The following is a 23,617-nucleotide window of genomic DNA, read 5'->3' on the forward strand; positions in this document are numbered from 1 at the left end:
ACAATTCAATCCACAACGTATGCAACTGAAGTTTGGCCTGATGAATACCCTCCTCGCGGTCGGGGAGTGGTGAGGGATGCGTAAGCGCAAGCGACGGGATCGAACAAGGCAGTCGAAACGCGCCAGGAAGAACCGCGAGCGTGAGTCGACGGACGCTCGGTCCCGATCGAGCATGCGGCCGCAACGGGGGAGTACTCGGGAGGGGTCGGGTGTACCGAGCCCGATGCCTGATGTCGCCGTGCCCGTGTCGCCCGCCGAACGTGCGCGACGTGTCCGCGAGGGGAACATCCAGCGTGCCCTCAAAGACACGGGGACCGACCGTGGGGACGTCCCGGAGTCGGTGAGGGACGTGCTGGAACGCGGCGGGATGCCGCTCGATTTCGACCTGCAGCGGTCGCTGGCGTCACGAATGGACGCCGATTTCTCGGACGTGCGAATCCACACGGGACCGTCGGCAGCGAAGGCCGCGGATGCCCTCGACGCACGGGCGTTTACCTGTGGGAACTCGATCGTGTTCAACTCCGGCGAGTACGAACCTGAGACGTCGGAAGGCCAGTATTTACTGGCACACGAACTCGCGCACGTCAAGCAGCAAACCGGGGCGGCGATCTCGATGATGCCGCAAACGGATGCGGACCTGGATCTCGATCCGGACCCGCAACTGGAGCGGGAGGCAGATCAGGCTGCCGAAGAGGCGTTGGCGGGTGAGGAGCCGCTGATCGTGAACCGACTGGGAACTGACGTACACATCCAGCGAATGCCCGAAGGGGAGCAGCTCGACCGGGCTCGGCAGGAGGCCGACGAACGGTTTGGTTCGGACGTGCCGGTCGACCCGGAAGTCCTGGCGAAGGAAGTCGAACAGCTCAAAGCGAATCAGCAGCAGGTGCTTGAAGTCCTGAGCCAAGCGCAACCGGGTACACCGTCCGAGGGCGAGTGGGGAGAGACGGCGACGAAGGGACTCGTTGGCTCACTGGCGAGCATGGGAACGGGCGCCGCAGTCGGCGCAGCGGTTGGCTCGATCTTCCCCGGTCTCGGGACCGCAGCTGGCGCGGCCGTCGGAACAGCCGCATCCGGCGTCGTCGGTGATCTCGTGAAACAGGGCATCGGCTGGGCGTCGGACAATCTGGCCGACGAGAAGGCCGCGAACCTCGAACACATGTACGAGGAGATCTCGCGGATGTACGAGGAACTGAAGGATGAGAAGAACACCCACGGGGGCTACGATCCCCTATCTAATCAAAAGTGAGTATGAACGCTGAAATAACAGCAGAGGGCGAAGCCCATATTGGTGTTAGCATATTCGACAATTTGGATAGTGAACACGATTTGACAATTAAAAAGAGTAATGGAGAGATAGTCTACCACCAATGTGAGGCATATGCCGACGACCCTGACGACCGAACCGAGGACGAGAACGAACACAACAACCAGGCCCGTCGCTTCGCGAAGTACCACGTCTTTCGCGAGCGCGGGTACGATACCGTCGAGCACGCCGAGAACCCAGCGTACGTGAACGCAGTCCGACTGGCCATCAAGGACCTTTCCGACGCCGAGTTCGAGCGCTACTTCGGCGCACTCCGTCAGCAACTGCGCAGTCACCACGCGGACGTCGACCGACCCGTCGACCTTCCCGCGGGCGTCCGGGCACCCGACGCGGTGGTCTACGAACTCGACGGCTGGCTCGGCGTCGACATACCGGAAAGCGGCCTCGAAAAGCAGGCCCGTGCGCTGGCGGAGGCCCACGGCCTCGACTACGACGACGGCACAGGGGCCACCAGTCCCGCCGATATCTCCGATTCGGACCTTGCAGAGTGGGAGGCCTTCGGTGATCACCTCGTCGACCTCGCTGGTCCCGACGACCTCGAGTTCGACGTCGCTGCGGTCTCGGGCATCCACGTCGGCTACCCGAACGCACAGGGCCAGCACGAGGTACAGCGATTTGACCGGCCGCTCGACCGCCAGCCCGACGCCACGCTCGAACTGATGCCCGCCGAACCCGGACCACTCGACGAGTTCCGCGCGTACCTGGACCACCACCTCCGGTGTCAGGTGCGCGATTGCTTCGTGGGGATGGGCCTGCTCCCACCGGAGGCTTTCCGCGTGATCGGCTTTGGAAAGTTCATCTACGCCCGCCGGTACGACCACTACGACCTGTATCCGCAACTGCACCTGCGCGACGGAGATCACTCCGTCGTACTCGGATAACTGGGCGATAGGTTCGGCTCTTCGTCACTGGAGTGGTGCGACGATCACGACGATTTCTCAGTCGCTTGTCGATCTGGAAAGCGGGCTGGACCTGAAACACGAGATTCCGGACGACGAGTCACGCCAGCGCCTGGTGCCACTCCAGCACACCACGGACAGCCACGAGTTAGACACCGACGCTAAGAGCGGGGCACCAAACGGCGGCGGACACGACCCAGGGCGTGGCGCGACGGCGCACGCCGCGGGCCGCGGTCACTTCGTCGCCGAGTTCCCACTCCGACCAGCGCGGGCTTTCAGTTGCTCCGAGAACTCGGAGAGGTTCATGCCAGCTGCACAGTCCGGACAGCAGAATCGCTCCGCGGTCTGGTAGTCCTGCGAGAGCGACGCCGGCGGCTCGGTGGTGATCCGAAAGAGCCGCCGTGGTGCCACGTCCCGATCACACCGATAGCACTCCCGGGCGGGAGTCTCATCGCCGGCGCCGTCGCTCGTTCGCTCGACGGATTTCATCCGAGTACCTCCCGGTCCGGCAGTCCGAACCGATCGGAGGGACTCGGCCCCCCATCCCCGAAAACGAAGGTCAGCGACGGATAGCGATACGACTCTCTAGGCAACGGGCGTGCGAGACCTTTTTGTCTCGATGGTGTCTTGCGGAACATGGCGACCACAATCCCTTGGGTGGGATTTGGAAGCCACGTCTCGGGTGTTCCTAGCACCCGGGGCACTTTCGTACCCAACGGACGGGGCTTCCGTCTGGTTCATTGACGTGAAAGGTAATATAGTTACTGGTGAGAGGGCGGAATCAATTGGTCAAGTGAGGGAGAATACAGTTCGTCTCTTGTTTAGCGCGCCGTTTCCAAGTAATCGCAGTAACGGAATGTCGATCGTTAGCCGTGTTGAAGGACTTCGTCCACGATCTCGATGTCCGTGTCGTGAGTACGGACTTCGCCTGAGAGAAGGTCTTGCATGAGGCCCTGTTTGAGACGTTGGAGGCGGTCGCGGTCTCTTTCGTTCACGCGAATTGACCGCTCTACATCATTTATTCTCTCTACAATTTTATCCTGTTCGTCAAGGGGCGGAACGGGAACGTTGAACCTCTCAATTGCGCCTACACTCAGGTTATAGTTTCCAGCTGAACTGCGTACCCACCCAGACATTTCGCTCCGGCCACGCTGTGAGTTCAGGAACTCACGGATAAACGCCGGTCGAACTCGTGACTCGTCAACTCGAAGTCGGATTAGATATGACGCGAAAACGAACGGTTCCTCCTTATTGGAGAAGGTTGCACACCGACCAACGTAGTTTGGATTTCCATTGGTCCTAATAACGAGTATATCACCCTCTTTCAATCGAAGACGCTCCAACTCGTCGTGAGTCAGTGGCGTGTGTTTGAGATCGTCCGTCGTAATCCGTTTTTCGACGATATTAGGTATCCTGAACGTTGGATACCCATCTTTATCGGTATTCGACTTATTATCCGTCCCATAGCGCGTGTCTTCAATTAGATTCTCGAACTTAACGAGATTCCATTGATCTGGGTATTCGCCTGAGCCCGTCGTTTGGAAGGTATCATGAGATTTGGTTCCACGCCGGAACACGGTTTGGACTACACCGGTTTTAACGCAGTTCAGTTGCTCAATGATTTCATCCGTCTTCTGGATCGCCCGATCAACGGTGTAGAGCACGCTGGCGATTTTGCGCTGTTCTTCTAGTGGTGGAAGCGGCACTGGAAGAAGATCGAGTCGAGTTTTGGAGAGTTCGATTTGTCCAGTGGACCCGTTTACACACATTGAATAGAGAAGCGCCTGTCCGAGGTGACTCTCCAGAAAGTACCTGTGAAAGTGAGGACTCAGTTTGTCATCTGTTCTGAGAAGAGTGACGTGGGAATCAATGGCTCGCCGTTCACCATCAGGATACACCTGCGCGCGGCCGAGTGTCCCCTGCCCAGTTGAATTAAGAATTACGTCACCTTTTTGTGGAAAGTATTTGTCCTTCCAGTCTTCTGCAACGTCTTGATCCAGATAACGAAGGTTCTCGAAATGCCAGCCGTCCCAGTAAATGCACTCCTGATTGATGACTGGAACTCCCTCATCAGCGTATGTTGGTTGCTTCCCCCTCGTGATGAGTCGTTTAATGTCCCCCAACCGCTTCGCTGTCCAATCGCCAGGGGTGGACAGAGTGAACGGTCCAAAATCTTCCTGATCCAGCTCATCGGAATCCTCGTCTATTGGCTGACCATGTTCGTTCTCCTCGTCTACATGTTCGTTGACGTTGGCCTGCTCACTCATAGTCCAGCGCCTCCATGTGCTCGGTCATGCGCGTCTCGATCTCGTCGCGCTCGGCCTGGAGCTCTCGCAGCTTCGCTAGTTCCTCGGCGACGTCGATGTCCTCCTCGGGTTCCGTGGTATCGACGTACAGCGCGATGTTCAGGTTGTAGTCGTTCTCGCGGATCTCGTCCAGTGAGACCGTCCGGCTCACGCGCTCCTCGGTCGTCCAGTCCTCGAAGTTCTCCTCTATGTGGTCGAGTCCCGCCTCGGTCAGTTCGTTCTGGTTGCTCAGTTCCTCGTAGAAGTCCTCGTCGGCGGCGTGGATGAACTGGACCTCGTCGGCGCGGTCGTCGGGTTTGTCCCGGTTGAGGACCAGGATTGCGCTCGGGATCGAGTTGTTCTGGAAGAGGTTCTCGGGCAAGCCGATCACGGCCTCGACGATGTCGTCGTCGATCATCGGCTTGCGATACCGCGCCTCGTGCTTGCGAAAGAGCACACCGTGGGGGACGACGATCGCCGCCTGGCCGGTCGCGTTCAACTGCTCGGCCATGTGCATGATGAAGGCGTAATCGCCGCGGTCGGCGCGGGGTAGCTTCTCGTGCCAGTCAAAGCGGCCGAAGGTGTCGTCCTGGAGGTCGTCCTTCTGCCAGTCCGCCGAGAACGGGAAATTCGCGAGGACGAAATCGAACTGGGTCAGCGAGCCGTCCTCGGTGAACTGCGGCCGCAGGAGGGAATCCTCGCGCTCGATCCGCCCGGTGAGCCCGTGGATCGAGAGGTTCATCTTCGCGATGGCGGCGATATCGGGATTGATCTCCTGGCCCGTGAAGGTGAGCTTCGACGGATCCTCACCTTGCTCGTCGCGATAGTGGGTGGCGGCCTCGACGAGCATCCCACCGGAGCCCACCGTCGGGTCGTGGAAGGTGTCGCCGTCCTCGAACGGGGCGAGCAAGCGGACCATCAGCTCCACAATGTGCGGCGGCGTGAAGAACTGGCCGCCCGACTTGCCCTCCTCCTCGGCGAAGTGACGCACCAGATCCATGTACGCTTCGCCGAGCATATCGGCGGGGATGCTCTCGGTGTCCAGATCGTACGTCGAGAGGTGCTCGATCAGTCGCGTGAGTCGATCGTCGGTCAGCGCGTCCTCGGCGACGTAGTCGGCCCGGAACACGCCCTCGACCTCGCCGTCGTTCGCCTCGCGAAGCGCGTCGAAGGCGTCGTTGATCGCCTCGTCCACGTTCTCGGTGACCGTCCGCAAGTCAGCCCACAGGTACCCCTCGGGAACGTACGGCACGTCGTAGAGGTTCGGCCGCTGGGCGTGATCCTCGCCGTACTCCTCGGTGTAGGCCTCGTACTGGATCTCGAAGTTGTCCGAGATCGTCTTGTAGTAGACCAGCGGGAGGATGTAGTCCTTGTAATCCGTCGAATCGACGGCGTCACGGATGATATCCGCACACTTGAAGAGGTGGGAGTCCAGCTCCGGAAGACTGAGAGACATAGGACACCCATTCCATCCATCCGTCTTATCTCCCGTGGATTTCACCCGCAGCCGGGCTCGGGAACGGAGCGACGACGCAGCGATTCGCCGCCAGTGTCGGAGTGGTCACCACGTTGCTCCCAATGACAGGTGCGACAACGCCGATCGGGGACGTGGGCAGTGACCACCCGATCAACCGTGCCGGTCGACTCCCGTGACTGTCACGGGAGTCAATGCCTGCCAAAGCCGATTACCTTTTGTACGAGGATGAGGTACGGAGTGGTGAGCGATCGCAGATCCTGTAGCGCCAATGCAAACCGAAATCACCCGTAATTCCGAGACGAGCGAGCTTTCGTACGACGAGTCGAACGACCGCTTCGAGGTCGACTACGATCCGGACGGCAGCGCGACACTGCTCTCGACGATCGTCCACGGCCTGACTGCGGTCGTCGACGTCGACGTCTCGCAAGGCGAGTTCTCGCTCTACGATAGCGTCGATCCCGACGCGTTAGAGCGCATCTTCAGTCCGAAAGCCGACGGCGAGGAGCGAACGGGCGGCCACGTCGCGTTCACCGCCCTCGAGTGTGAGGTCTACGTCTACGCAAACGGCGAGATCTACATTTACCCACCGCCGCAGGTCGAGCGGCCGACCAACTAATTCGGACCAGTTCAGCTCACGCCTGTTCTCCGTTTCACCAGGAGTCTCTGGGCTGCTCGCACGATGCCGACCCACGGTTTTAGGTCCGGTCGAGCAGTAGCCGCCGGTATGACAGTCATCGGATTCCTCAGCACCGCACCGGCGACCGACGAGAGCATGGCCGCGGACGTCGCGGGTGCGATCGAAGCGCTCGACGAGACGGGACTGACCTACGAGACGGGACCGATGGGGACGACGATCGAGGCCGAGTCGATGGGCGAGTTGCTCGACGCTGTCGAAGCAGCACACGAATCGATCGATGCGGATCGAGTGAGTACGTTCCTCAAGGTCGACGACAAACGGACGAGCGACGAGCCGGCGAGCGAGAAGGTCGCGGCCGTCGAAGAACACCTCGGCCGCGATGCCAAGCGCCGTAGCGAGTGAGCGATTAGACGGGTGCACACGTGCCGGTCGCCGACGGCCAATTACTCGATCGACGCCAGAGGGGCCGACACAGCATACCGGAAGCGGTACAGCTATCCGAGTATCGAGCAAACGGTGTGTATGGTTCAAACGACGCTCTCAGTCGACGGCATGTCCTGTGGCGGGTGTGAACAGAACGTCGTATCGGCTCTCACGGAGCTCGACGGCGTCTCGGACGCGAGCGCCGATCACGAAACAGGTGACGTCTCCGTCGAACACGAGTCTCCCGCCGTGGACGAAGCAACGATCAGCGCGACGATCGAAGACGCCGGATACGACGTCGCGAACTGACGAGGCGACGGCGTTCTCATCGAGAGATCGACGCTTGGTAGCGGCAGTAACGAGTCCGACTGATGGCGATTGCAGGAACCGTTCGGCGAAGTTGCTCGTGCGAAACCAGTCCGAGACAGTCACTACTCGTCCGCAGTGGTCGCTGCCTGCTCCGGGCCGGTTCCCAGGAACCGATCCACGCCCACGGAGAGACCGACCGAGAGGGCGACCCCAATCACCGCGAAGGTGGCCATCGTCACGAGGAACGCCGGCGTCGAAATGTCGAGGACGTAGCCCCCGATGGCGATCGAGGCCGCACCGAATCCGAACTCACCGAGGTAGGTATATCCGTAGGAGAGGCCACGCGATTCGGGTGGCGTGTAGACCGCGACGGCCTCCTGGTAGAACGGCTGGATTGCAAAGAGGAAGAAGCCGAAGAGCGCGCTGAGCCCGACGACGGCAACCAGTCCGGCCGTCCCGCCGGCTTCGATCGAGAGGATCGGCACGAACGAGAGGGCGAGAACCGCCAGGACGGCGAAGAACGCCAGCAGGCCCGTCGCCGGCCGGATCCGATCGGTCAGCCGACCGCCGACGTACTGCCCGACGATGCCGACGACGAGCAGGCCGACGTAGATGTAGTGACCCGGTTCGAAGCCCTCGAGCGACGGCCCCGGAGCGACGCCGGCCAGCACGGACGAGCCGTGCAAGATCTCGGGCAGGAACGTCAACATCCCGCGGTAGAACAGCCCCTCGAAGGTGACGATGACGAAGACGAGCGCGAAAGCACTCGCGAAGAGGACCCGGCTGTTGCCGACGAGGTCCGAGAGCGAAAGTGCCTCGTCGGCTCCGGCGTCGACGTCCGGGTCGACCGCGGCGGTCGGATCGAAGTCCGCGCGGAGGCCGTACAGTGCTGCGAGCGCACCGGGTATCGCGAGGATCAGCGCCGCGGCCTGCCAGGTCAGGCCCAGAAACATGAGCGTCGCGGCGACGAACGGGCCGAGGGCGATCCCCGCGTTGCCGGCCATGCCGTGCCAGGCGAAGACGCGGCCCCGTTGCTCGACACCCGTGCTGATCAGCGAGAGTCCGGCCGGGTGATAGATGCTCGCCGCGGCGCCCCAGCACACGAGGCCGATCGCCACCCCGGCGAGCGAGCCGCTAAGGCCAAGGATAACGAACGATGCGCTCATTCCGGCCAGACACGCGACGACGAGGGTTTTGGCGCCGAATCGATCGGCGAGGATCCCGGCCGGAAGCGCGCCGAGGCCGAACGGCGCGTATCCCAGCGCGACGACGAGGCCGGCGAGCAGGGTCGACACCTCGAACTCGGCGAGCCAGACGACCAGAAAGATCGGGATCGAGGTCTCGAACCAGTGGACGAGCCCGTGGCCTGTCATCGCGAAGCCGGCGATCGCCCGATCGTTTCCGGAGAGGCCCATTGTGATCTCGCCTAGAGGGGATCGATGTGGCTACTTATCGGCTTGGAAAGGGGCTGGAGCTACCGTCAAGGAGGATAGTTCCCACGGACTCGATCAAGCGACGTCCAGCGCGTTCCGGTCGACGCCTGCCAGCGTCTCGAGTGCGTCAGCCTCCAGGAGGTGGCACTCGCCGGGAACGACCAGCAGATGGAGCGGGTCGCCGAAGTCACGCTCGGCGAGCTCGGAGAGCGGCCCACCATCCACCAGCGGATCGGGTGAGCCAGCCCGGGCGACGACGATGCCCACGAGGTCCGGGTACGCCTCGGCGAGGAGGGTTGCCGCGGTATCTGCGCGCATGTACTCATCCTCAGCGGCCTTGATGTCGAGGAAAATCAGCGTGTGCAGGCCTCGATCGCGGTTCTCGTCGATCGTGTTCGTCACACTCGCCGGGAGCCCGTCCGCGCCGTGGGCCCAGGGGAACGGAAGCGTCGTCGAGGGACCGAACCGGTAGTTCTGCAGGCCAGTGAGTCCGCTCGCTGCGGTCTGGGCGGTCACGCCGTGGACGATTCGCGTCTCGATACCGCGTTCTTCGGCCCGCAGACGGAGGTCGACGTGCGTCGTCGAGATCATCGTATCGCCGGCAGTGAGAAAGACGGCGTCGCCGGACGCGGCCGCGTCGAGGATAGGGTCTGGATCCTGCTCCACGCCCGCACGATCGCGCACCTCGATCTCGACGCCGTGATGATCGGCGAGCGCCTCGACGGTCGTCCCGATCAGTTCGCTCGTGTACCACTCTGCGAAGACCCGGTCGGCGTCGTGGATCGCCTCGCGACCCTCGACGGTAATCGAACGCTCGTCGTAGAGGCCGAGGCCGACGAATGTGAGCATACCCGATCGTGGCCGCGGATCGTCTTAGGCGAACGGATCCATCGCCGCGGACCCGCGGCGGTTCGACGCCGACACCCGACCCCTCCACCCGACCGTCTCAGTTCTCGCAGATCGCCTCGAATTCGACCTCCACGAGGTGCTCGGGGTTGATCAGCCGCTCGACCTGAACCATCGTCGTCGCCGGGCGAACGTCGTCGAAAAACTCGGCGTGTGCAGCCCCGATCTCGGGCCAGTCGTCGATGTCGGTCACGAACAGGCGCGTTCGAACGACGTCGGCCGCCGACGCACCGGCCGCTTCGAGGGCCTCGATCCCCAGTTCGAGCGCGTACCGCGCCTGTTCGCGCGGCGCACCGACGCCAACGACCGCACCGTTCTCGTCGGTCGCGGTGGTTCCCGAGACGTGGACGGTGTCCCCGACGCGGACGGCCCGCGAGTAACCCACGGCGTCTTCCCACTCAGTGCCGCTCGCAACCTGACGGCGTTCCCGCGACATGCGAGTGAACTGGTCGGAGGCGACAGAATAGCTATCGATATCGACCCGCCCGGCGATCGGATCGTTCCGTTCACTGGAGTCGGACAAATACGGACTGCGATCGAACGACCCGACCTACGCCGATACCATGTCGCGACAGGCGTCCGCGCAGGTTCGCAGTTTGTCTGCACAGACTTGGCAGTGTTCGTGGTCGTGTTGCTCGCACTCGTCCGCACACTCCTCGGCGGCATCGATGACGAGCTCCGAGAGGTCGATGCTGTACCCGGAGTTTCGCGACATGAACCGTGCGTTCATCGACGTCAGGTCGGCCACGTCTCGACAGAGTCGGATGCAGTTGGCCATCTCCTCACCCATCCCGATACACTCGTCGGCGCACCACTCACAGGCCTGGGAGGCTTCCGAACAACTGTCGATACACCGCTCCATTCGCTGGTCGTCGGCGACGTGTTTGATCTCTTGTAACGCCATCGCCGCTCACTCCACCAGCGGGCACCCTAATAGGACCCGTAGCGTATGCAACGGGCCGGGCCGACGTGTCGCAGTCAGATCCCTCTTCACACAGCTGAAGCCGCCGTCGTGACTCGCCCGACCGGCTCGAATCAGGAAATTCACAACGACGCCACTCATTCGTGACCTTCGATCGGAACCGGTTCTGACGGTTCCGCGATGCACTCGAGATCGGGCGGCGACAACGAGATGTCGACCGCCTCCACGGCCTCCGCCAAATGATCGGCGCTGGAGACGCCGACGATCGGTGCCGTGACCGGGTCTTGATGGAGGTGCCAGGCAATCGTGAGTTGCGCCATCGAGACGAACCGTTCGCGACCGAATCGTTCGCTCGCTTGCAGCGCCTCGGCGAACTGGTTGTCCACATCGCCGGACGTCGTGTGTGGGTACGCGTGCGTGAGTACCAAAACTGTCGACCCTCCGGAACGCGTCGCCGCCGAAATCACGACAAAGTCCCGTACCACCTCGGTTCGGCAGAACACACGCCGAACAGGTTCCGCACCGCGCTGAAGCCCTCAAAAGCCGATGTGCGAGGTCGACGACGGCAGGTCGTCCTCGTCGTCCACGTCGTCAGCGGGTGACGTCGTCGCCTCGTCGATGCCGCCCTCGTTCGCGAACGTCACGCTAGAATCGGACAGGTAGACGTCACCGTCCTCGACGGTCGTCTCGATCGGGACGAGTCGGGTCCCCGCCGCGTCGCCGTTGTCGCAGTCGCCAGCACACGAATCGAACGTCGAGCCGTGACGCGGACAGATGATCTCGCCGTCGCGCATCGCCGCGCCGCGGCCCACGTCGAGTCGCTGGGCTTCGTGGGTACAGCGGTTGATCCAACCCTCGACCCGGTCGTCACAGGGCACCAGGATGACCTCGTCGAGTTCGCCGTAGGCGTCGCGGACGGTGAACAGCCACGAGCCCGCGTCGTGGACGGTGTCTACGGTCGTGAGGTGTGCGCCGTCGGTCATGAGGACCCCTATCCATCGACACGACAAAACTCCGGCGGGTCGAGACACGCGGTGAGCCTAAAGAACGCCTGCCGAAGCCTGGCGAAGCGACATCGTTAGGAACGCCCGCCCGCGAGGAACGGGCATGGAAGTGCCGTGCGTCCAGGTGCGACGTGAGAACGGCGAGACGACGCGCCAGCGCCTCGCCGACGACGACCTCGTCGCCGACGGGTTCGAGATCACCCACGAAGACGGCTGGCTGTACATCCCCGTCACGGACGAGGCGGCGGTACCGGGCGACTTTACAGTCATCGACCGCGAGGCGCCCGAGCGCGAGACGCAAACGGCACCAGCGGATCTGCTGGGATTCGAGCCCTCCTACGAACGACTCGGACGGGCGGTCATCGTCGACGAGGACGATGTCGATCGGGCCCACGAGATCGCCGACGCCATCGTCGCCTCCGACCTGCCGGTCGACGTCGTGCTGAACAAGGCCTCGAAAGTAAAAGGTGAAACGCGCGTGCGGGACTGGGAGGTGCTGGCGAGCGAGCGGGCCAACGACAGCGAGCCGACCGACGGCAGCGTGAGCGACGACGAGCGCGCGAGCAGCGACGATGGGCCGAGTACCGAGGTGATCCATCGCGAGTACGGCCACGCGTTCGCACTGGACCTCGCCGAGGTGTACTTCTCGCCCCGTCTCGCGACGGAACGCCATCGCGTGGCCGAACAGGTCGCGGCGGGCGAGCGCGTCTTCGACATGTTCGCCGGCGTGGGCCCGTACGTTATCCCGATGGCCGCCCGCGGCGCCGAGTGCGTCGGCGTCGACGTCAACCCACGTGCGATCGAGTACCTCCGGGAGAACGCCGCGCGCAACGACGTGGCCGAGCGAGTGACCGCGGTCACCGACGACGTGCGCGACGTCGCCGGCGAGTACGCCGACTGGGCCGACCGAATCGTGATGAACCTGCCCCACAGCGCCGACGAGTTCGTCGACAGCGCCGTCGCCGTCGCGGACGACGACTGTACGATCCACTTCTACGACATCCAGCACGAGGACGACCCCTTCGGACCCGGCGAGCGCGCGATCCGTGCCGCCGCCGAACCCGACTACGAGGTCACCGTCGAGACCCGACGCGAGGTCAGATCCTACGCGCCCCACGAGCTCAACGTCTGTCTCGACGTTCGCCTCACCCGGTGACCGCACCGCGACGATTCGCAATCCTTATGGCTGGCATCGGCCCTACCATTGAGTGAACGCGGCCCACCCGAGACGCACGACGCGTCGGCGGGCGGACCGCACGCGCCGGTGTAGCTCAGACTGGCAGAGCGAATCCTTCGTAAGGATTAGGTCGAGGGTTCAAATCCCTCCACCGGCTCTTTCTGCGACGAACGGACGTGAGGAGTGAAAAGTATGACTGGAGGGATTTGAACTACGGAACGAGGGAGCGAAGCGACCGAAGTTCAGGTGGTTCACAATCCCTCCACCGGCTCTTTCTGCGACGAACGGACGTGAGGAGTGAAAAGTATGACTGGAGGGATTTGAACGAGACGAGTCGCAGCACCGAACGAAGTGAGGTGATCGTCTCGGCGTTGTTCACAATCCCTCCACCGGCTCTTTTTGCGACGAACGTAGCGTGGTTCTCACTTCGCTTCGAACCCGAATAGTGAACGGCGGAGCCGTGAGCAACATGTCTCAGTCTGCCCTGTCGAGGCACAATCGACGTCGGTGGTGTCCAGCGTCGGGGAGCCGATGGAGATTCGATCGCGTCGAACGGGAGACCGCCAACGCAGAACCGTGAGGTGGCCGCGCCGGGGACCGATCGCAGATCAGACTCGTTCGACGGTGATCTCGTCGCCGTCGATCGTAATCGTACAGCCGGTGTACTCGAACGTGAGGAGCGGACTCTCGCGGCTGGGTTTCGAGAAGATCGCGTCGAGCGCGTCCGGATCGATCGCGTCGTACAGCGGTGGGAGTGGATCGGCCCCAGCGTCCGGAAGGATCGGTCGGTCGAGTGCCGTGGAGACGGCCTCCAAGACGCCCTCAGTTGGTGTCTCGGCACCGGACCGCTGGTAGGTGAACGAACGCTCGTCGCGGACGGCCGATTCGGAGTCTGTGTCTGCGTACATTGAGAATCTGTTTCCAGTTAGTCGGACTGGGAGGGTAGGTGGCGTGGTTGATCGATCAATACTTTAAGTGGCCTCGGCTATTTCACCTTACGCGTCCTCGGCAGCACCAATCGGCGACAGATCGCTCGCGACGGTCTCGGCGAGCAGGTTCGACTCGCCGCGTCTGATGATCGCCGAGAGGGCTTGCTCCGAGATGTCGAAGTTGGCAGCCAGTGACTCGAGTGTCGTCTGCCGTGGAACGGCGAAGTAGCCGGCTTCGAACGCCGCACGCAACACCTCCCGCTGGCGATCGGTCACGGCAGCCGGTTCGACGCTCCGTGACTCGTCCTGATACAGGCCGAGGAGTCTGAATTCGAGATCTCGATCGGCGCACAACCGACGATAGGCCGTCAACGACTCCCTGTCGGGAACGCGAACGCGATACCGAACTGACTCTCCCGAGCCGACAATCTCCAGGAACGTCAGCCCCTGGTCGACGGCCTCGGGGTAGGTCATTCCCGCCGCACCCTTGGGCGTCAGTTCCAGGCGGTAGAGTCGTCGATCCTCCATATTCGCCAGCAGGCACGCTGTCGAGACCGTCGGGTCCGAGCCGATCGCCTCGTGGAAGTCCGCGAGGTCGGATTCGTCGCCCATCGCCCACGCCGTGAGGATCGGAGTGCCCTCGATCGAGATGAACTCGTCTTCGACCTTGAAGTCGACGGACGGAACGGTCGTACGCGCCTCCGCGCCGATCGGCGTGTTCAAGGTAAACTCGGCGATGAGACTCATCGGTGCGACGCCTACCACACCATCCGATAAAAATTGACTGGTGGGTGCAAGGATCGGTCGGGACGAGCAGGTCACAGCGTCTATGGGGAGAGGAGGCAGCGAAGAAGCAATCGGGAGCGTCGAACGCGGGAGCAGGCTACCAGAGCGGGACGGTCACGAGGAGCACCGAGAGCACGAGAACCAGTCCGTCGGCCCGGGCGAACGACAGTGGTGGGAGCGTCGGATTCCAGGCGAAACACCGCGCCTGCAGGGCGACGGAGAGGCGATCCGCGCGCACGAAGGCCCTGGTGAGTCCGCGACTGCTCAGCACCACTGCTCGCTCGGTGGCGGTGCGCTCGGTTCCCAGGCGGGCTGCCATCGCGTCCCTGATCGTCCCGATGTCACGCCGGAGGATAGGGACGAAGCGGAAGACGAGTGAGACGCCGATCCCGAGGAGCCGCCCCGGCGTTCCGGGGACGAGCGACTGGATCGCCGCACGGGAGTGGCGCACGGGTGTCGACCGGACGTAGGCGGCACTGACGAGGAGGACGAGTCCGACTCCGTACGCCGCGTGCGCAGTCCGAACCGCGTCCGCGAGGTCGATCCACGGCGGCCCGATCGTCACCGCAGCAATCAGGACCGAGAGACACAGAATGCCGAATGGGTAGCGATAGCCGAACAGTACACGAACGGGCGACAGGTTCGCACTCAGCAGGACACCGAGTGCGAGGAGCGTGAGTGCTCCGAGGGGCGCCAGCGCTGGACGAGAGATGGCCGCAACCGCGAACGCGACCTGAAAGGCCAGTTTCGCACGCGGATCGAGCGCGTGTGCGACCGTTTCGTCGGGTTCGTACGAGAGCATCGGTCACCCCACCGAACCGGCGTCGAATACGTCGGACAGCGATGGGTCAGGGAGTTCGTCAGGTGTCCCGTCGTGGACGAGTCGACCGTCTTCCATCACGACGATTCTGTCGGCCAGGTCAACGACACTGCCGGGTGCGTGTGTCGAGACCACGATGCTCGTTCCATCGCGTGAGAGGGCGCGAAGCTGGGCGTGAACGGATTGGCGCGACGGCCGATCCAGACCGGTGAACGGTTCGTCGAGTACCAGATGGGTCGGCTCCATAGCGAGCACGCCAGCGATAGCGACGCGGGCCTGCTCCCCGCCGGACAGTTCGTCGATTCGGGCGGTCGCGCGCGCCTGCAGGGAGACAGCTTCGAGCGCCCGCTCGACCCGGTCGTCGATCTCCGCACGGTCGAGGCCGAGATTCTCCGGGCCGAACGCGACGTCCGAGCCGACGGTCGCCGCGACGAACTGGTCGCGTGGGTGCTGAAACACCATCCCGACTGCGGCACGGGCGGCGACGACGTTCGCGTCGACGGCCCGTCCGTTCACCCGGACGGTTCCCGAATCGGGAGCGAGTAACCCGTTCGCGTGCCGGAGGAGTGTCGTCTTGCCGCTGCCGTTCGGGCCGACGAGAACGACGAATTCACCGTCGTCGATCGTCGTCGAAACTGAATCCAGGACGGGCGTATCCCCGTAGGCGAACGAAACGGTATCGTATTCGATCATTGGATGGGTAGCGTGGCAGTTCGAATCCGCCGGAGGAGTGTGTTCACGACAGGTCGAACCGACCGTCTCTGACGATGGCTATCGCTGCTGCCATCTTCAGCACTTCACCGACGACGAACGGAGCGACGTACTGGGCGGCCGCCTCGACAGGTGAGAGCGACAGCAGCCACATCGCGTATCCTGCACCGATCCCGTACACGACGAGCGTTCCGACCGCGAGGGCGACGACGAGTCGTCCCAGTCCCACAGTCGCGGGGTCGCCAACCGCGAGCGAATCGAAGAATCCGCCGGCGGGTATCTCGTCCGCGGTCGGATCGATCGGCCCGAGCCCGAAGCCGTTTCGTCCGTGTACGAGCGCCCCGATGACGAACGCGGCGATCGGATACGACCAGAGAAAGCCACCTGTGACTCCGAACAGATGGCCGACCCCGGCGTGACCGCCGGCGAAAACCGGTGCCCCCGCACCACCCGCGGCGAGGTACAGGAGCAACGATACCGACCCCCAGATCGGGCCGAGATAGAGGCCAGCGAGAAAGACGAACAGGACCTGTAGCGTAATCGATGCCGGAGAAAACGGATTCGGAATGGCGACGAACGCCGTCGCTCCGGTCAATGCAGCCAGCAACGCCGCCCGGGCGAACGGGCGGACGATCGACTCCGGGACGAGCGCCACGGAGTCGTACTCGTGTTCGGTCGACATGCCCGGCACTGTCTCGTAAACCGACCTAATAGCTTCGGTTTACGAAAGGGCAATCGTGTGAACGCCGTCGAAAACCGACGCTATCAGTGGTGGTGGCCCGTCGCTTCGGCGTAGCTCACGCCGAATCGCTCTTCGAACAGCTCCATGACGAGTTCTTCCTGCGCTTCGAGGTCGTCGTCGGCGTCCTCCCCGTGGTGAACGAGGTGATGCGCGCGACTCGCGAACGACAGGAGGGTGATGTCGCCGACCGTCTCGGCAGGAGACTGGTCGCCCTCAGCGAGCAAGTCGACGAGTCCAGCGGGAATGGTCACGTCGTCGGCGTCGCCCGCTTCGGATTCGATACTGAACGTCGTGGTCTCGATCTGATCTGCCATACGGCTACACTGACGGCCCAGCCTAAAGGTCCTGCGGCTACGCGCCGGAACACACGCGAACGCGCCACCGGTCATCGCTCATCTCGCCGAAATGTCGAGATCGGCTCACGCCGAGGCAGCGAGTTCCCGTACCTCGTCCCAGCGCCCGTTCGATTCGAGTTTCGTCTGGAGTTCGCTCGCGTACTCCTGGGCGAGCCGATCTGCAGCCGTACGCTCCGCATCGGTGATGCCGTCGTCGTCACTCCCCAGTCCGAATGCGGACTTGATCGAGTCGAAGAGCCCACCGCCAGAATCGGCGGCGTCACGCCGAGCAGTCCCGCCGAAACCGGCCGGCTGGGACGCTGCCGAATCGAACTCAGCGAGGACGTGTTCGACCTGCTCCGTGTTCGCGACCAGCGTCGCCTGATCCGAATCGGTTGGGCGTTCGATCTCGAACGTCGTCGCCGTCATGATGAGCGACCACTCCTGATTCGAAAACTGCGAGTCGACGACACGATCGGCGAATTCGCGATCCAGTGCCATCCGTTCTCCGACGATGTGATCCGTCCAGGATTCCGACATGGGCGTGCTTTCCCGTGAGCGGATTTCAGGGTTTCCCCGATGGCCGGGGAACCACACCCGGGCGACGAGACAAAAACTGCCAAAAACGAACCGCGACTGCGGACCGAGTCGAAGTCGGTGTCGGTCGGGTTACAGAGAGATGTCGGCGTGCAGCTGGGGCTTGACCGCGTCGTGGACCTTGCACAGTTCGTTCGCCCGGTCGATCACCGCGTTGGCCGTCTCCTCGTCCAGTTCGGGGTCGACGCCGACGTCGAACAAGACCGACGCCAGTTTGTCGTCGTCGTTCAGTTCGCCGTCGGCGTCGATCTGGATACGACCGAGGTCGCCCGCGTCTCGCTGTTCGGCGGCGACGCGAAGCGCGGGAACGTAACAGGACGCGTACGCACCGAGCAGCGCCTCCAGCGTGTCCGGCCCCGTTTCGCCGGTCGCGTCGACCGTCCACTCGAAGTCGTCGGTGCTGTTCGTCGAGTCGTAGCCCTCGTCGGAGACCGTGGTCACGTTCTTTGACATGCAGGTCTGACTGACGACGGCCCGACGTGTAAACGTTGTTCTCTGGGGCGGACTACCAGCGGTCCAGAGAACATGCCGAGCGGGTCCGCGTCGATGGTGACCGGAAACCAGTCGAACGAATTTCGAACGGGTCGGCCGGGTCAGGAGAGGTCGAACGACTCGTCCCCGTCGAGCGTGACGACCGCGGCGTCCGAACCGGTCCGCTCGACGGCGGCGGCGAAGTCGGCCGGATCCTGCTCGATCGGCGGGAACGTGTCGTAGTGCTGCGGGAAGGCGTAGTCGACGTCGAGCCAGTCGACGGCGATCGCGGCCTGGGTCGGCCCCATCGTGAAGTGGTCGCCGATCGGGACGGCGACCGCGTCCGGATCGAGAGACGGCGCCACGACGTCTCGGAGTTCGCTGAACAGGCTCGTGTCGCCAGTGTGGTAGAACGTCGTCGTGTCCGCCTCGTCGTCGGTCGGGTCCGCGTCGCTGATCAGGAAGCCCGCAGGCATCCCGGCGCTCGACTCGTAGTCGGTCATGATGCCGTTCGTGTGGTCGGCGCGCTGCATGGTGACGAACGCGTCGCCGCACTCGACGGTCCCGCCGAGATTCATCCCCATCCCACCGACGGCGTCCTCGAACCCGAACTCGTCCTCGCAGTAGGCGACGAGTTCTGGCGTCGCGACGAGCGTCGCATCCGCGAATTCGCTCGCATCGGCGATGTGATCCGCGTGCCCGTGCGTGAGGAGCACGTAATCCGGTTCCAGAACGTCAGTCGGATCGAGGTCCGTCTTCGGATTGTCGAAGAAGGGATCGATCAGCAGGTCGGTTTCGCCGACCGTGACGTGCCACGTCGAGTGGCCGTGCCAGGTGAGTTCCATAGACACGAGGGACTTTTCCTCATATCAACTTAAAACTACGAGATGGGCAAAGGGATCCCGTCGAATAGGCCGATTTATTCCCCGGGGTGACGAATCGGTGGCCGATGCTCACGCTGGACCTCGACCCGTTCATGGTCGAACTGAAGGAAGGCTCGATTCGAAACGTCGGGCCGACGAACAAGGAGACGACGGTCAAGCTCTTCGACGTCGAGGACGCGACCGCTCGCGAGTTCGGCGATAAACGAGTCAAGCTCGCGTTCACCGACGGCGAGGGAAACGAGGTGGAAGTCGCCCTGTTCCCAGCGGAGATCGAGTCGCTGCAAGCGGCGTTCGACGAGCTGGTCGAGGAGTCGCCAGTCTTCGAGTAGGGTGCGCTCGGCCGTCCGTCCAGTCGGCAACAGGCCATGACGAGGCCCCATCTGAGACGGGAGCGACGTAATAGGGGTGTTCGACGGAATAAGGCTTTCTGCGGCCTGAGGAGTCCAGATCTCAGTCGCCAATGTCGCGAGCGTGATTCGACAACCGTTTTACGCTCAACCCATTCTACCCGGGTAGATGGGTACCTGCATCATCTGCGACACGCCTGTCGACGGTGAGGTTTGCGAGGTCCACGAGGAGGACGTCTGTTTCGTCTTCCGTGGCGACGAACCCTCGCAGCTGACCCCGAACCGATACTACCGGGGCACCGTCGACGGCTACGCCGACTTCGGCGTCTTCGTCGATATCGGCCCCCGTGTCACCGGCCTGTTGCATCGAAGCGAACTGGACAGTCGACTCGAGAGTCTCGACTGGGAACCGGGCGACACCGTGTTCGTCCAGGTCCTCTCGGTCCGCGACAACGGAAACGTCGACCTCGGCTGGTCCATCCGTGAATCGGCCGACGAGTTCCGCGGCACGATCGTCGACGATCCCGACGAGGGCGAGCACCGCCTCGAGGACGAGGCGGACGACACGCCCACAGACGGGACGACGGCGGACGCCGAAGCGGAATCGGCAGCCGAGGCGGAATCGACGACCGGAACGGACTCGACGGCCGAATCGGACGATCGTGAGGCGCCGAATACCGAATCTGCGGCACAGAACCAGGACGCGACCGCCAGTGCGGCGACCGCCGGGACGGCCGGCGGGACCAGCACAACCGACGCTGGCGCCGTCGCAACCGGGAGCGCCGGAGCTGTGGCCGTCACCGAAGAAGACGACCCGGATCGGTCGGGCTCCGACGACGCCGACGCGAAACTCGCCCGCGCGACGGTCGACTCGCTCGAGGACCGCCTCGGGACGATCGTTCGCCTCGAAGGTGAGATCACGAGCGTCCGACAGACGAGCGGACCGACCGTCTTCGAACTCAAAGACGAGACCGGCATCGTCGAGTGCGCCGCCTTCGAAGAGGCTGGCGTCCGCGCGTATCCCGACGTCGACGTCGACGACATCGTCTCACTCGAAGGCGAGGTCGAACGACACAACGGCGACCTCCAGATCGAGACCGAGGCGCTCACCGTCCAGACGGACGAGGACGCGACCGAGATTCACGACCGACTCGAGGCCGCGATCGAAGACGAAGCCCGCCCGGCGGCGATCGAGCCGTTCGGCGAACTGGACGCCGTCACCGCCGTCGAATCCGAGCTGGCCGACGCCGCGACCGCGATCCGACGCGCCGTCATGGAGAGTCGACCCGTCGTGATTCGCCACAGCGATACGGCCGACGGCTACACGGCCGCCGCGGGGCTCGAACACGCGATCCTCCCGCTGATTCGCGAGAAACACACCCGGGACGACGCCGTCTACCACTACGTCGAGCGCCGCCCGTTAGAGGGCAGTCGCTACGAGATGAACGACGCGACCGGTGACGTCACGTCGCTGCTCGACGCGCAGAACCGCCACGACGAACTGGTTCCGCTGGTCGTCGTGGTCGATGCCGGCAGTACCGACGCCTCGCGTGAGGCCTACGAACTGCTCGACCGCTACGGCGCCGACCACCTCGTCGTCGACGGCGGCCGTGCCGACGACCTCTCCGACGCCGTGACGACGACCGTCACACCGGCTACCCAGGGCGCCTCCGTCGACGACTGTACGACCACGGCACTGGCCGCGACGCTCGCGTCCGCCGTCAACCCCGACGTCCGCGACGACCTGGCCCACCTCCCGGCGCTTTCCTACTGGGAGGAGCCGCCGACCGCGTTCGTCGACCTGGCGACCGACGCCGGGTACGACGCGACCGGCCTCGAAGACCGTCGCAACGCCGTCGCGCTCGAGGCACACTATCAGTCGTACAACGACAAACGCGAACTGATCGCCGATCTGCTGTTCGACCCTGACGGCGATCTCGCAGCCCACGTCTCCGAGCAGTTCCGCGACAAACTCGAGACCGAACTCGAGACCGCTCGCGAGAACGCCGGCGTGCGCGGGACGAACGGCGTGACGATCACCGTCCTCGACACGGCGAAGTACACCCACCGCTTCGACTTCCCACCGACTGGCCTGCTCTTAGACGAGCTCCACCGTCGGGAGCGCAACCGGACGGAACCGCCGTTCGTCACCCTGGGCGTCGACGAGACCGAACTGCACGTCCGGGCGACCGACGCGGTCGACGTGCGTGACCTCGGCGACGCGATCGCGAGCGCCGTCCCAAACGCCGGCGTCCACACCGTCGGCGGCGCCGACGGCCACGTCGAGTTCCTCAAAGGCGAGCGCGCGGCCGTCCACGACGCGGCGATCGACGCACTCGGCGAGCTGCTCTCCTAGGATCACCACCTCCTGCGGATCGAGACGCCCGATAGCTCGTGCTATCGGTCCGATACGCTTATTCGCGGTCGTCCACCACCATGGCGTAGTGAGTACCGAGACGTCCGATCCGACCGAGACGGAGGCGTTCGAGCGGGTCTGTGAGACGCTGGTCGAGCGGATTCTCTCGGGCGATGTCGAGCGCGACGACGTCGAGTCGGCGAAACTACAGGCGTGTTCCGAGCACTCCGCGCCGAAGGTGCCGAAGAACGCGGAACTGCTCGAGTACGCCCCGAACGAGCATCGCGAGACACTCGAATCGGTCCTGCAACGAAAGCCGGTCAGGACGGCCTCGGGCGTCTCGCCCGTCGCGATCATGACCTCGCCCGAGCGCTGCCCGCACGGGAAGTGTCTGTACTGCCCCGGCGGTCCCGACTCGGAGTTCTCCTCCTCGCAAAGTTACACCGGACAGGAACCAGCGGCGGCTCGCGGGGTCCAGAACGATTACGACCCCTACGGCCAGGTCACCCTCCGCCTGGAGCAGTTACGCCAGATCGGCCACCCCGTCGACAAGGTCGAGCTCATTCTGATGGGCGGAACGATGACAGCACGGAGTCACGACTATCAGGAGTGGTTCGTCAAGCGGGCGCTCGAGGCGATGAACGACTACGACGTCGAGAAAGCGCCCGAGCCCGCCGAGGGAGTGAGCTTCGCGCAAGATCCCGACGAGTACGAGTGGCGGTACACAGAAGACGTAATCGCCGAAAACGAGACGAACGAGATCCGTAACATCGGGACCACGTTCGAGACCAAGCCCGACTGGTGCGACCCGGAGCAAATCGACCGCATGCTCGATCTCGGGGGGACGAAGGTCGAGGTGGGCGTCCAGACCACCTACGAGCGCATCAACCGCGAGATGCACCGTGGCCACGGTATTCAGGAGTCGATCGACGCCAACCGCCGACTGCGCGACGCGGCGTTCAAGGTCGGGTTCCACATGATGCCCGGCCAGCCGGGGATGAGCAAAGAGATGTGCCTCGAGGACTTCCGCGAACTCTTCGCAAACGACGACTGGAAGCCCGATTACCTGAAGATCTACCCGACGCTCGTCGTCCGCGGCACCGCCACCTACGACTGGTGGCACCGAGACGAGTACGACCCCCTGACGAACGACGAGGCGGCCGACCTGGTCGCCGAGATCAAGGACATGATCCCGCGCTACACGCGCCTCCAGCGCGTCCAGCGGGACATCCCCGCGGACTTCATCGACGCCGGCGTCTGGAAGTCGAACCTGCGCCAGCTCGCCAGACAGCGCATGGACGAACACGGCTGGTCCTGTGACTGTATCCGGTGTCGCGAAGTGGGGATGAACGACGCGGAGCCCGAAACCGTCGACCTGGACGTGATGACCTACGAGGCCTGCGGCGGCACGGAGCACTTCATCTCCATCGAGGACTTCGACCAGGACCTCCTGATCGGCTTCTGCCGGCTTCGCTTCCCGAACGACCCCGTTCGCCCAGAACTCGAGGATGCCGCGTTGATCCGCGAGCTTCACGTCTACGGCAGCGAGGTGAGCGTCGGAAGCGAGCCGCGAAGCAGCTCGGACGCCGCGAGCGGACAGGGCCCGCAAGCGAGCGACGCGGAGGGCGGCGGCCAGCACCAGCACCGGGGCTACGGCCGTCGGCTGATGGAGCGAGCCGAAGCGCTCGCCACCGACGCCGGATTTTCTAAGCTCTCGGTGATCTCCGGTATCGGCGCCCGTGAGTACTACCGCGAGAAACTCGGCTATCACCAGGACGGCCCGTACGTGAGCAAGCGGCTCTAGGCAGGCTCCCTCGCGTCTCGGGCGATCGACGGACTGCCC

The 23,617-nt window shown here is 63.7% G+C and carries 27 protein-coding genes and 1 tRNA gene; 10 read left to right on the forward strand and 18 right to left on the reverse strand.

Features of this window, described 5'->3' with window-relative positions; all coding sequences use genetic code 11:
* Window positions 1-223: 223 nt before the first annotated feature.
* Window positions 224-1,246, forward strand: a complete 1,023-nt coding sequence (locus HALRU_RS09550; RefSeq protein ID WP_015301180.1) for an eCIS core domain-containing protein — start codon at window positions 224-226, stop codon at window positions 1,244-1,246.
* A 2-nt stretch (window positions 1,247-1,248) separates the two neighbouring features.
* Window positions 1,249-2,205, forward strand: coding sequence for a hypothetical protein (locus HALRU_RS09555; RefSeq protein WP_015301181.1), 957 nt, complete (start codon window positions 1,249-1,251; stop codon window positions 2,203-2,205).
* Window positions 2,206-2,457: 252 nt separating this feature from the next.
* Here the strand turns inward: HALRU_RS09555 and HALRU_RS09560 are convergent, their stop codons facing one another.
* The 3 genes from HALRU_RS09560 to HALRU_RS09570 form a co-directional block, all read right to left on the reverse strand.
* Window positions 2,458-2,712, reverse strand: coding sequence for a hypothetical protein (locus HALRU_RS09560; protein ID WP_015301182.1), 255 nt, complete (start codon window positions 2,710-2,712; stop codon window positions 2,458-2,460).
* Between the two features lie 377 nt (window positions 2,713-3,089).
* Window positions 3,090-4,490: a restriction endonuclease subunit S gene (locus HALRU_RS09565; protein ID WP_015301183.1), complete on the reverse strand. Its 1,401-nt coding sequence runs from the start codon at window positions 4,488-4,490 to the stop codon at window positions 3,090-3,092.
* Window positions 4,483-5,964: a type I restriction-modification system subunit M gene (locus HALRU_RS09570; RefSeq protein ID WP_015301184.1), complete on the reverse strand. Its 1,482-nt coding sequence runs from the start codon at window positions 5,962-5,964 to the stop codon at window positions 4,483-4,485. Before HALRU_RS09570 ends, HALRU_RS09565 begins: the two co-directional genes overlap by 8 nt.
* A 289-nt stretch (window positions 5,965-6,253) precedes the next feature.
* Between HALRU_RS09570 and HALRU_RS09575 the strand changes: the two genes are divergently transcribed.
* The 3 genes from HALRU_RS09575 to HALRU_RS09585 all read left to right on the forward strand — a co-directional run bounded on the left by HALRU_RS09575 (window position 6,254) and on the right by HALRU_RS09585 (window position 7,354).
* A complete protein-coding gene (locus tag HALRU_RS09575) occupies window positions 6,254-6,601 on the forward strand; it encodes a HalOD1 output domain-containing protein (RefSeq protein WP_007704172.1) in 348 nt (115 codons plus the stop codon).
* 108 nt (window positions 6,602-6,709) lie between these two features.
* The gene (locus tag HALRU_RS09580) at window positions 6,710-7,024 is read left to right on the forward strand and encodes an MTH1187 family thiamine-binding protein (RefSeq protein ID WP_015301185.1); all 315 of its coding nucleotides are present in this window, start codon (window positions 6,710-6,712) and stop codon (window positions 7,022-7,024) included.
* Between the two features lie 120 nt (window positions 7,025-7,144).
* On the forward strand, window positions 7,145-7,354 hold the full coding sequence (locus HALRU_RS09585) for a heavy-metal-associated domain-containing protein (protein ID WP_015301186.1): 210 nt from the start codon (window positions 7,145-7,147) through the stop codon (window positions 7,352-7,354).
* Between the two features lie 122 nt (window positions 7,355-7,476).
* Here the strand turns inward: HALRU_RS09585 and HALRU_RS09590 are convergent, their stop codons facing one another.
* The 6 genes from HALRU_RS09590 to HALRU_RS09615 all read right to left on the reverse strand — a co-directional run bounded on the left by HALRU_RS09590 (window position 7,477) and on the right by HALRU_RS09615 (window position 11,598).
* Window positions 7,477-8,769 carry an MFS transporter gene (locus tag HALRU_RS09590; RefSeq protein WP_015301187.1) on the reverse strand — a complete coding sequence of 431 codons (1,293 nt, stop codon included), beginning with the start codon at window positions 8,767-8,769 and terminating at the stop codon, window positions 7,477-7,479.
* A 93-nt stretch (window positions 8,770-8,862) separates the two neighbouring features.
* On the reverse strand, window positions 8,863-9,636 hold the full coding sequence (gene dph5 / locus HALRU_RS09595; protein ID WP_015301188.1) for a diphthine synthase: 774 nt from the start codon (window positions 9,634-9,636) through the stop codon (window positions 8,863-8,865).
* A gap of 97 nt (window positions 9,637-9,733) precedes the next feature.
* Entirely contained in the window at window positions 9,734-10,129 is a 396-nt protein-coding gene (locus HALRU_RS09600) for a RidA family protein (RefSeq protein ID WP_015301189.1), read from the reverse strand.
* A gap of 114 nt (window positions 10,130-10,243) precedes the next feature.
* Window positions 10,244-10,597 (reverse strand): four-helix bundle copper-binding protein, encoded by a 354-nt coding sequence (locus HALRU_RS09605; RefSeq protein ID WP_015301190.1) that lies wholly within the window; start codon window positions 10,595-10,597, stop codon window positions 10,244-10,246.
* Window positions 10,598-10,752: 155 nt separating this feature from the next.
* On the reverse strand, window positions 10,753-11,118 hold the full coding sequence (locus HALRU_RS09610) for an aldo/keto reductase (protein ID WP_342661884.1): 366 nt from the start codon (window positions 11,116-11,118) through the stop codon (window positions 10,753-10,755).
* A 33-nt stretch (window positions 11,119-11,151) separates the two neighbouring features.
* Window positions 11,152-11,598, reverse strand: coding sequence for a Rieske (2Fe-2S) protein (locus tag HALRU_RS09615; protein WP_015301191.1), 447 nt, complete (start codon window positions 11,596-11,598; stop codon window positions 11,152-11,154).
* A gap of 124 nt (window positions 11,599-11,722) precedes the next feature.
* Here HALRU_RS09615 and HALRU_RS09620 point away from each other — a divergent pair, with 124 nt between their 5' ends.
* Both HALRU_RS09620 and HALRU_RS09625 read left to right on the forward strand, forming a co-directional pair.
* Window positions 11,723-12,775: a class I SAM-dependent methyltransferase gene (locus HALRU_RS09620; RefSeq protein WP_015301192.1), complete on the forward strand. Its 1,053-nt coding sequence runs from the start codon at window positions 11,723-11,725 to the stop codon at window positions 12,773-12,775.
* A 104-nt stretch (window positions 12,776-12,879) separates the two neighbouring features.
* Window positions 12,880-12,953, forward strand: a tRNA-Thr gene (locus HALRU_RS09625).
* Window positions 12,954-13,404: 451 nt separating this feature from the next.
* Here the strand turns inward: HALRU_RS09625 and HALRU_RS09630 are convergent.
* The 9 genes from HALRU_RS09630 to HALRU_RS09670 form a co-directional block, all read right to left on the reverse strand.
* Window positions 13,405-13,704, reverse strand: coding sequence for a HalOD1 output domain-containing protein (locus HALRU_RS09630; protein WP_015301193.1), 300 nt, complete (start codon window positions 13,702-13,704; stop codon window positions 13,405-13,407).
* 87 nt (window positions 13,705-13,791) lie between these two features.
* Window positions 13,792-14,472, reverse strand: a complete 681-nt coding sequence (locus HALRU_RS09635; protein ID WP_015301194.1) for a helix-turn-helix domain-containing protein — start codon at window positions 14,470-14,472, stop codon at window positions 13,792-13,794.
* A 136-nt stretch (window positions 14,473-14,608) separates the two neighbouring features.
* Window positions 14,609-15,313: an energy-coupling factor transporter transmembrane component T family protein gene (locus HALRU_RS09640; RefSeq protein WP_015301195.1), complete on the reverse strand. Its 705-nt coding sequence runs from the start codon at window positions 15,311-15,313 to the stop codon at window positions 14,609-14,611.
* Window positions 15,314-15,316: 3 nt separating this feature from the next.
* Window positions 15,317-16,024 (reverse strand): energy-coupling factor ABC transporter ATP-binding protein, encoded by a 708-nt coding sequence (locus HALRU_RS09645; protein ID WP_015301196.1) that lies wholly within the window; start codon window positions 16,022-16,024, stop codon window positions 15,317-15,319.
* 43 nt (window positions 16,025-16,067) lie between these two features.
* The gene (locus tag HALRU_RS09650; protein WP_015301197.1) at window positions 16,068-16,724 is read right to left on the reverse strand and encodes a biotin transporter BioY; all 657 of its coding nucleotides are present in this window, start codon (window positions 16,722-16,724) and stop codon (window positions 16,068-16,070) included.
* A gap of 83 nt (window positions 16,725-16,807) precedes the next feature.
* On the reverse strand, window positions 16,808-17,098 hold the full coding sequence (locus HALRU_RS09655; RefSeq protein WP_015301198.1) for a DUF7545 family protein: 291 nt from the start codon (window positions 17,096-17,098) through the stop codon (window positions 16,808-16,810).
* 105 nt (window positions 17,099-17,203) lie between these two features.
* The gene (locus HALRU_RS09660; protein ID WP_015301199.1) at window positions 17,204-17,659 is read right to left on the reverse strand and encodes a DUF5799 family protein; all 456 of its coding nucleotides are present in this window, start codon (window positions 17,657-17,659) and stop codon (window positions 17,204-17,206) included.
* A gap of 129 nt (window positions 17,660-17,788) precedes the next feature.
* Window positions 17,789-18,169 carry an OsmC family protein gene (locus tag HALRU_RS09665; protein WP_015301200.1) on the reverse strand — a complete coding sequence of 127 codons (381 nt, stop codon included), beginning with the start codon at window positions 18,167-18,169 and terminating at the stop codon, window positions 17,789-17,791.
* 140 nt (window positions 18,170-18,309) lie between these two features.
* Entirely contained in the window at window positions 18,310-19,032 is a 723-nt protein-coding gene (locus HALRU_RS09670; protein WP_015301201.1) for a metal-dependent hydrolase, read from the reverse strand.
* Window positions 19,033-19,136: 104 nt separating this feature from the next.
* Between HALRU_RS09670 and HALRU_RS09675 the strand changes: the two genes are divergently transcribed.
* The 3 genes from HALRU_RS09675 to HALRU_RS09685 all read left to right on the forward strand — a co-directional run bounded on the left by HALRU_RS09675 (window position 19,137) and on the right by HALRU_RS09685 (window position 23,578).
* Window positions 19,137-19,400 carry a hypothetical protein gene (locus HALRU_RS09675; RefSeq protein ID WP_015301202.1) on the forward strand — a complete coding sequence of 88 codons (264 nt, stop codon included), beginning with the start codon at window positions 19,137-19,139 and terminating at the stop codon, window positions 19,398-19,400.
* Window positions 19,401-19,587: 187 nt separating this feature from the next.
* Window positions 19,588-21,774 carry a DHH family phosphoesterase gene (locus HALRU_RS09680; protein WP_015301203.1) on the forward strand — a complete coding sequence of 729 codons (2,187 nt, stop codon included), beginning with the start codon at window positions 19,588-19,590 and terminating at the stop codon, window positions 21,772-21,774.
* 88 nt (window positions 21,775-21,862) lie between these two features.
* The gene (locus tag HALRU_RS09685) at window positions 21,863-23,578 is read left to right on the forward strand and encodes a tRNA uridine(34) 5-carboxymethylaminomethyl modification radical SAM/GNAT enzyme Elp3 (RefSeq protein ID WP_015301204.1); all 1,716 of its coding nucleotides are present in this window, start codon (window positions 21,863-21,865) and stop codon (window positions 23,576-23,578) included.
* Window positions 23,579-23,617 lie beyond the last annotated feature (39 nt).

It is taken from the genome of Halovivax ruber XH-70 (assembly GCF_000328525.1).
In the GTDB taxonomy this organism is placed as follows: domain Archaea; phylum Halobacteriota; class Halobacteria; order Halobacteriales; family Natrialbaceae; genus Halovivax; species Halovivax ruber.

What these genes read in the sequence shown, in the direction of transcription:
- HALRU_RS09600 (WP_015301189.1), bottom strand. Translation starts at nt 10,129, where the DNA reads ATGTCGCGGGAACGCCGTCAGGTTGCGAGCGGCACTGAGTGGGAAGAC.
- HALRU_RS09630 (WP_015301193.1), bottom strand. Translation starts at nt 13,704, where the DNA reads ATGTACGCAGACACAGACTCCGAATCGGCCGTCCGCGACGAGCGTTCG.
- HALRU_RS09565 (WP_015301183.1), bottom strand. Translation starts at nt 4,490, where the DNA reads ATGAGTGAGCAGGCCAACGTCAACGAACATGTAGACGAGGAGAACGAA.
- dph5 (WP_015301188.1), bottom strand. Translation starts at nt 9,636, where the DNA reads ATGCTCACATTCGTCGGCCTCGGCCTCTACGACGAGCGTTCGATTACC.
- HALRU_RS09655 (WP_015301198.1), bottom strand. Translation starts at nt 17,098, where the DNA reads ATGGCAGATCAGATCGAGACCACGACGTTCAGTATCGAATCCGAAGCG.
- HALRU_RS09575 (WP_007704172.1), top strand. Translation starts at nt 6,254, where the DNA reads ATGCAAACCGAAATCACCCGTAATTCCGAGACGAGCGAGCTTTCGTAC.
- HALRU_RS09660 (WP_015301199.1), bottom strand. Translation starts at nt 17,659, where the DNA reads ATGTCGGAATCCTGGACGGATCACATCGTCGGAGAACGGATGGCACTG.
- HALRU_RS09580 (WP_015301185.1), top strand. Translation starts at nt 6,710, where the DNA reads ATGACAGTCATCGGATTCCTCAGCACCGCACCGGCGACCGACGAGAGC.
- HALRU_RS09665 (WP_015301200.1), bottom strand. Translation starts at nt 18,169, where the DNA reads ATGTCAAAGAACGTGACCACGGTCTCCGACGAGGGCTACGACTCGACG.
- HALRU_RS09590 (WP_015301187.1), bottom strand. Translation starts at nt 8,769, where the DNA reads ATGGGCCTCTCCGGAAACGATCGGGCGATCGCCGGCTTCGCGATGACA.
- HALRU_RS09570 (WP_015301184.1), bottom strand. Translation starts at nt 5,964, where the DNA reads ATGTCTCTCAGTCTTCCGGAGCTGGACTCCCACCTCTTCAAGTGTGCG.
- HALRU_RS09675 (WP_015301202.1), top strand. Translation starts at nt 19,137, where the DNA reads ATGCTCACGCTGGACCTCGACCCGTTCATGGTCGAACTGAAGGAAGGC.
- HALRU_RS09555 (WP_015301181.1), top strand. Translation starts at nt 1,249, where the DNA reads ATGAACGCTGAAATAACAGCAGAGGGCGAAGCCCATATTGGTGTTAGC.
- HALRU_RS09615 (WP_015301191.1), bottom strand. Translation starts at nt 11,598, where the DNA reads ATGACCGACGGCGCACACCTCACGACCGTAGACACCGTCCACGACGCG.
- HALRU_RS09560 (WP_015301182.1), bottom strand. Translation starts at nt 2,712, where the DNA reads ATGAAATCCGTCGAGCGAACGAGCGACGGCGCCGGCGATGAGACTCCC.
- HALRU_RS09680 (WP_015301203.1), top strand. Translation starts at nt 19,588, where the DNA reads ATGGGTACCTGCATCATCTGCGACACGCCTGTCGACGGTGAGGTTTGC.
- HALRU_RS09670 (WP_015301201.1), bottom strand. Translation starts at nt 19,032, where the DNA reads ATGGAACTCACCTGGCACGGCCACTCGACGTGGCACGTCACGGTCGGC.
- HALRU_RS09620 (WP_015301192.1), top strand. Translation starts at nt 11,723, where the DNA reads ATGGAAGTGCCGTGCGTCCAGGTGCGACGTGAGAACGGCGAGACGACG.
- HALRU_RS09550 (WP_015301180.1), top strand. Translation starts at nt 224, where the DNA reads ATGCCTGATGTCGCCGTGCCCGTGTCGCCCGCCGAACGTGCGCGACGT.
- HALRU_RS09635 (WP_015301194.1), bottom strand. Translation starts at nt 14,472, where the DNA reads ATGAGTCTCATCGCCGAGTTTACCTTGAACACGCCGATCGGCGCGGAG.
- HALRU_RS09645 (WP_015301196.1), bottom strand. Translation starts at nt 16,024, where the DNA reads ATGATCGAATACGATACCGTTTCGTTCGCCTACGGGGATACGCCCGTC.
- HALRU_RS09605 (WP_015301190.1), bottom strand. Translation starts at nt 10,597, where the DNA reads ATGGCGTTACAAGAGATCAAACACGTCGCCGACGACCAGCGAATGGAG.
- HALRU_RS09640 (WP_015301195.1), bottom strand. Translation starts at nt 15,313, where the DNA reads ATGCTCTCGTACGAACCCGACGAAACGGTCGCACACGCGCTCGATCCG.
- HALRU_RS09585 (WP_015301186.1), top strand. Translation starts at nt 7,145, where the DNA reads ATGGTTCAAACGACGCTCTCAGTCGACGGCATGTCCTGTGGCGGGTGT.
- HALRU_RS09650 (WP_015301197.1), bottom strand. Translation starts at nt 16,724, where the DNA reads ATGTCGACCGAACACGAGTACGACTCCGTGGCGCTCGTCCCGGAGTCG.